7 protein-coding genes and 2 pseudogenes are annotated in these 5,368 nt (G+C 68.3%); 6 read left to right on the top strand and 3 right to left on the bottom strand.

All coding sequences use genetic code 11. From position 1 onward, the window contains the following. Positions 1-157 precede the first annotated feature (157 nt). Complete coding sequence (locus O3W51_RS47125) at positions 158-982, top strand: helix-turn-helix domain-containing protein (protein ID WP_138359499.1); 825 nt, start codon at positions 158-160, stop codon at positions 980-982. Between the two features lie 124 nt (positions 983-1,106). Continuing rightward, complete coding sequence (locus tag O3W51_RS47120; RefSeq protein WP_307811605.1) at positions 1,107-2,303, top strand: serine hydrolase domain-containing protein; 1,197 nt, start codon at positions 1,107-1,109, stop codon at positions 2,301-2,303. A 7-nt stretch (positions 2,304-2,310) separates the two neighbouring features. On the opposite strand, the pseudogene O3W51_RS47115 reads toward O3W51_RS47120, so the two are convergent. Beyond that, a pseudogene (locus O3W51_RS47115) lies at positions 2,311-2,610 on the bottom strand (PaaI family thioesterase); the annotation flags it as partial. Between the two features lie 64 nt (positions 2,611-2,674). Further along, positions 2,675-3,136: a LysE family translocator gene (locus O3W51_RS47110; protein WP_443048428.1), complete on the bottom strand. Its 462-nt coding sequence runs from the start codon at positions 3,134-3,136 to the stop codon at positions 2,675-2,677. 77 nt (positions 3,137-3,213) lie between these two features. Between O3W51_RS47110 and O3W51_RS47105 the strand changes: the two are divergent. From O3W51_RS47105 to O3W51_RS47095, 3 genes and pseudogenes are all read left to right on the top strand, one after another. Then, positions 3,214-3,402, top strand: a pseudogene (locus tag O3W51_RS47105) (Lrp/AsnC ligand binding domain-containing protein); the annotation flags it as partial. 104 nt (positions 3,403-3,506) lie between these two features. After that, the gene (locus tag O3W51_RS47100) at positions 3,507-3,875 is read left to right on the top strand and encodes a PadR family transcriptional regulator (protein ID WP_138359503.1); all 369 of its coding nucleotides are present in this window, start codon (positions 3,507-3,509) and stop codon (positions 3,873-3,875) included. After that, positions 3,872-4,468, top strand: a complete 597-nt coding sequence (locus O3W51_RS47095) for an HAAS signaling domain-containing protein (protein WP_198359532.1) — start codon at positions 3,872-3,874, stop codon at positions 4,466-4,468. Before O3W51_RS47100 ends, O3W51_RS47095 begins: the two co-directional genes overlap by 4 nt. A gap of 121 nt (positions 4,469-4,589) precedes the next feature. Here O3W51_RS47095 and O3W51_RS47090 read toward each other — a convergent pair whose 3' ends face one another. Beyond that, positions 4,590-4,925: an SCO5918 family protein gene (locus tag O3W51_RS47090; RefSeq protein ID WP_138359507.1), complete on the bottom strand. Its 336-nt coding sequence runs from the start codon at positions 4,923-4,925 to the stop codon at positions 4,590-4,592. Between the two features lie 283 nt (positions 4,926-5,208). Here O3W51_RS47090 and O3W51_RS47085 point away from each other — a divergent pair. After that, the coding region (locus O3W51_RS47085) for a cold-shock protein (RefSeq protein WP_138356560.1) at positions 5,209-5,368 on the top strand (160 nt) is incomplete at its 3' end.

Here is a 5,368-nt window from a genome sequence, read left to right as displayed (position 1 = left end):
CCCACCGCGTCACCACCCCCAGCCGCACATGATCTGACAACCCCACCCAAGGATGCATGCTTGGTCCAACGACCCCGCCCCTGCAGCGTCACTGCGAACTGCTTAACGAGTTCAAGCAACGGCATTGGTCCCCTGGTACGAAGTGACGCTGTGCGCGATGGTGAGCGACGGTCCGGTTCGCACGGCGGAGGGGCTGTCGTTCGACGGTGCGGATCTCGCGGAGCTGGAGCGGGCCGACACCGTGATCGTCCCGGCCTGCGCCGACCTGCAGGGCGATCCGCCGCCGGAGCTGCTGGGAGCTCTGCGCAAGGCCTACGCGCGAGGGGCCAGGATCGCGTCCATCTGCACCGGAGCGTTCACCCTGGCAGCAGCGGGTCTGCTCGACGGCCGCCGCGCCACCACCCACTGGATGTACGCCGCCGAACTCACCCAACGGTGGCCGGCGGTGAAGCTGGACCCGAATGTGCTCTACACCGAGGACGAGCGGATCTTCACCTCCGCGGGTGAGTGCGCGGGACTGGATCTGTGCCTGCACCTCGTTCGGCTCGACCACGGCAGTCGCGTAGCCAACACTCTCGCCCGCCGCATGGTCATCCCGCCGCACCGCGAAGGCGGCCAGGCCCAGTACATCGACCAGCCGGTGCCGGCCGGCGAGTCGACCAGTCTGGCCCCGGTGCTCGACTGGGCGCGCACTCAGCTCCACCGCCCGCTGACGATCGACGAGCTGGCCCTGCGGGCGGCGATGAGCAAACGCAGTTTCCTGCGCCACTTCCGCGCCAGTACCGGAACCACGCCTCTGCAATGGCTCGTGCACGAACGCGTCGCCCGCGCCCGCGACTTGCTGGAGACCACGAACGACACCGTCGACCGCGTCGCCGAACGATGCGGCTTCGGTTCGGCGCAGAGCCTCCGCGTGCACTTCACCCGGATCAACCAGACCACTCCGTACCGGTATCGGCAGGCGTTCGATCCGGCGCGCTGACCGGTCGTACCGGGGGCTAGCCCTACCTGAGCTGGGCAGTTAGCAGGATCGTCCGGGCGGTCGCTTCCGGAAATGCTGGACCGGTACACACAACTGGTCCCAGTGATTCCCCAGGAGTTGGCGCGTGAGCGAGCAGACATGGCAGAAGTTCCGTTCTTCCGGGCGACCGCAGGAGGGTCGGCGCAGAGTCGTGGCGGCCGCCGCCGCGGTGGTCGTGGGTGTCATGGCGATGGGTGCCCTGGCGCCGCCCGCGGCGTATGCCTCCGGCAGGCCGGACACTGTTGCCTCAGGCCGCTCGGACAGCGTCCAGCAGGGTCTGAACGCGCTGGTGCACTCCGATGGACTGCCCGCCGCACTCGCGAGCGTCCAGGACCGTTGGGGTCACACCCGCACCTACACCGCGGGGGTCGGCGATGTGGCCAGCGGATCCGAGGTGCCCGTCGACGGGCAGGTGCGGATCGGCAGCAACACCAAGGTGTTCACCGCGGTGGTCGTGCTGCAACTGGTCGGCGAAGGGAAGATCCGCCTCGACGCCAAGGTCGACACCTACCTGCCGGGCCTCGTACGCGGGGAGGGCATCGACGGACGCCGTATCACCGTCCGCCAGATCCTCCAGCAGACCAGCGGACTTCCCAACTACACCAACTACCTCGGCGACGACGTCCGGTACTTCGAGCCGCGCGAACTCCTCGACCTCGCCCTCCAGCACAAGGCCGACTTCGACCCCGGGAAGAAGTGGGCGTACAGCAACACGAACTACGTGCTGGCCGGCCTGCTCGTCCAGAAGGTCACCGGCCGCTCCATCGCCGAGGAGATAGACCAGCGCATCATCAAGGAGATCGGGCTGCGTCACACCTACTTCCCGGCCCCGGGTGACGCCACCATCCGAGAACCCCATCCCAAGGGTTACTACCAGGATGCAGCGGGCGCGCCGCTGGTCGACGTCACGGAGATGGATCCGTCCTGGGCCTGGTCGGCAGGTGGGATGATCTCCACGAACTCCGACCTCAACGGGTTCTTCACCGCGCTCCTGGGCGGCCGCCTCCTCCCTCCGGCCCAGCTCGCCCAGATGCGTACCACGGTCCCGGCCGGATACCCCTTCGCCTCCGGCGCCCGCTACGGACTGGGGCTCGTGAGCACACCGTTGTCGTGCGGCGGTGTCTACTGGGGCCACGGCGGCAGCTTCCCGGGGTACGAGACCCGGGGCGGCGTCACCAGCAAGGGCCGCGCCGCCAACGTCGCGGTGACCATTCAGCCGACCGACGAGGCAGCCATGAAGCACGTGGAGAGCGTCGTGGACACGGCCCTGTGCGGCCGCTGAACCACGATCAGTGGTCTGGCCTGTTGATGCAGATCAGGGTCTGCTGACCGTTCGCGACGAGCGTCCGCTCGCCCCCCTGGACGCCGAACACCTCCAACTGGCACACGGTCAGGATCCGTCACGACCTGAGAACCGTCCCAACGGCCTCAAGGTGCTCGCCGACGGCCGGTGCCAGCGGGTTGATCCTGTATTCGACCGTGAGCACCGAGGTGTCCTCGGGGAACAGAGTGAATGCCGCGTAGCCACCGGCGCTGTCCGCGGCAGCGCTGGTGGCTCCGGCGTGGAAGCAGCCGTGCTGCTGGGTCACTCACGGCGTTCAACGGACATGGCGTTCAACGGGCGTTGATCCGGTGGGGATTGTGCGGGACCGGTCAGCCGATCAGTCCCTCGGCGAGGAGGCACCCGCCGATGACGATCACCATGGCACCGGAGGCGCGGGTGACCGCGCGGGCCGCGGAGGGCCGCGTCTTCAGCACGGTACGCGCCAGCACGCCGACGGCGAGGTAGACGACAGCGCACAGGGTCATGTGGAGCGTCCCGAACAGGCCGGTCTGCGCGGCGACGGGCCAGCCCGCCGCAGGGTCGATGAACTGCGGGAACAGCGAGAAGTACAGCAGCAGCGCCTTGGGGTTCAGACCACTGATCCCGGCGCCCTTCAGCATGATCTGCCGGCGCGAGGCGGCCACGGGCTCGGTGGACGGTGTCAGGGCGGCAGGCCGGGCCGGTACGCCCCAGCCGAGCCACATCAGATAGCCGGCCCCGAGCATGGTCAGCGCGGTGAGCAGCCCGGCCGAGGCGGCCACGATCACCACCGGACCGGCCACGGCGAGCAGGGTGTATCCGGCGTATCCGGCTATCAGCCCGGCAACCGCGGGGACGACCGACCGACCGACCGCTCGCGCAGCCCGCCGTCCCGCATGTGATCCAAGCCCAGCGCCTCTTCAGAGAACCCGACTACCTCCTGCGCGTGGCCACCGCCGTCCTGGCCGCCTACCAGCAGCTCTACGACCAGCGACTGGCCACTCTGCCGGGCGTCCAGCGACTGACGTCCACCCTCGTCATGAAGGGCGTCGTCGACGACCGTCCACTGCCCGAATAGCAAGGCTGCTGCCCATGATCCCGGGCTGGACCGCCGGCTGACGCGTCGGCCTGATGTTGCGCTGTCCGTCATGGCGGTACGGGCCACCTGGTAGCATGCTTTGCATGGTAGATGGTTATGCAAGCATCCCTGGAGCAGACGGCCGAGTGGCGAGTCAGCTCCGTAAAGGGGTGCTGGAGTACTGCGTCCTGGCGCTGCTCCGGGACGGCCCCCGCTACGGGGTGGAGCTGTTGGCGGAGCTTGCCCGGGTCGACGTCATGGCGACCAGCCAGGGCACGATCTACCCCCTGCTGTCGCGCCTTCGGCGCACCGGACTCGCCGACACCCACCTGCAGGAATCCGAGAACGGGCCGCCGCGCAGGTACTACACACTGACCGACGCCGGCCGCAGCGCGCTGGAGGAGTTCACCGCGAACTGGCCCTCTTTCCGCACCGCCGTCGACCACTTCCTCACCCCCGGAGAGACGACGTGAACGACACTCTCGCCCACCCCCTCGTGCAGGCCTATCTGTCCTCGGTCGGACAAGGGGTCGTGGCGCTTCCCGACGTCCGCCGCCAGGAGCTGCTGGCAGATCTGCGGGAGCACATCGAAGTGGCGCTGGCGGACGCCGACACCGTCGACGAGGGCAGTGTGCGCCGAGTCCTGGACCAGCTGGGGACGCCCGGGGAGGTCGTCGCGGCCGCCCTGGCCGAGGAGGCCGGCAGCGGCCCTGTACCGGAGAGCGGCAGGCGCACCGCGGTCACCCTGTGTCTGATCGTCGTCGCGCTTCCGGCCTCACTCATTCCGGTGATCGGACCGTTCTTCGCACTGGCCGCCATGATCGCCGCACTCGTACGGCTGTGGAAGTCCCCGCAGTGGGTACGACGGGAGAAGCGGCAGGCGACGCTGCTCATGCTCTCGCCGGTCATCGCCGTCCCCGTACTCGCCGTCGTCTTCTCCGTGGCAAGCGGCGGTCTGACTCCGGTCGCGTTGATGGCCGCCCTGCTGGCGGCAGTGCCCCTTCCGGTGGCTGCGGCGGTCCGGCTGCACCGATCAGCCGCCCGGGTCCGGCAGCAACTTCGCTAGACCCGTGTGCCCGGCTTCCGGCTCACGCTGCACCGCCACGACCGTGGCGGTGCAGCGCCGTCTTCCGGGAGCCCGGCCGACCTGGGGCCGTGGAAACGTCGACCTGGGGGCGTGTCGCCGGTCAGCTGTAGGCGTGGTGACTGCCCGGCATCGCTGCCTCGGGCTCGTCCGGGCTCGGCTCCGTGGCGGCCGGGACCGTGCTGACCGGGGCCGTGACAGCGGCGGGCGCGGGACGGCAGGTGAAGCCGAGTCGGTTCATGGCCCGGGTGATCTGTTCGGCGGTGAAGTCACGCCGGTCCTGTCGGGTGAGGATCTGGCCGACCTGCTTGACGGGGTAGGTGCGGCGACTGATGATCACGGATTCTCCGGTGACCGGTTCTGGCTTGATGCCCTGCATCTTGTGCAGCACCTCGCTCTTCATCAGGTCGAACGGGAAGCCGGCGATGATGCAGCGCATAGTGCCTCAGCAAGGAAGGGGGGTGGTGGTATAGCCCAGAGTCCCACATCAAGTCCCGTTCAGGAAGGACCGACTGAAGGAAGGGGAACCCGCACCGAGGCACCGTCTGTGCTATCTTTATGCCAGTTGCAGTTGTGGTACCCATGAACTTTGTGTGCACTCGACGGGCGTGACCCGCGGGTGCATTTTTTGTTTGGCCGGTCATCTCCGGATGGGCTCATCGCGGCGACGCGGACTCCGCACAGTGCGGGTTCCGGTTCTGCCTTGTCTTAAGGAGACACACATGGCTACTGGCACCGTGAAGTGGTTCAACGCGGAAAAGGGCTTCGGCTTCATCGAGCAGGACGGTGGCGGCGCTGACGTCTTCGCCCACTACTCGAACATCGCCGCCCAGGGCTTCCGTGAGCTCCAGGAAGGCCAGAAGGTCTCCTTCGACGTCACGC

It is taken from the genome of Streptomyces sp. H39-C1, assembly GCF_027158125.1.
GTDB classification, from domain to species: Bacteria; Actinomycetota; Actinomycetes; order Streptomycetales; family Streptomycetaceae; genus Actinacidiphila; species Actinacidiphila fildesensis.
This window is presented reverse-complemented; position numbering and strand designations above follow the sequence as displayed.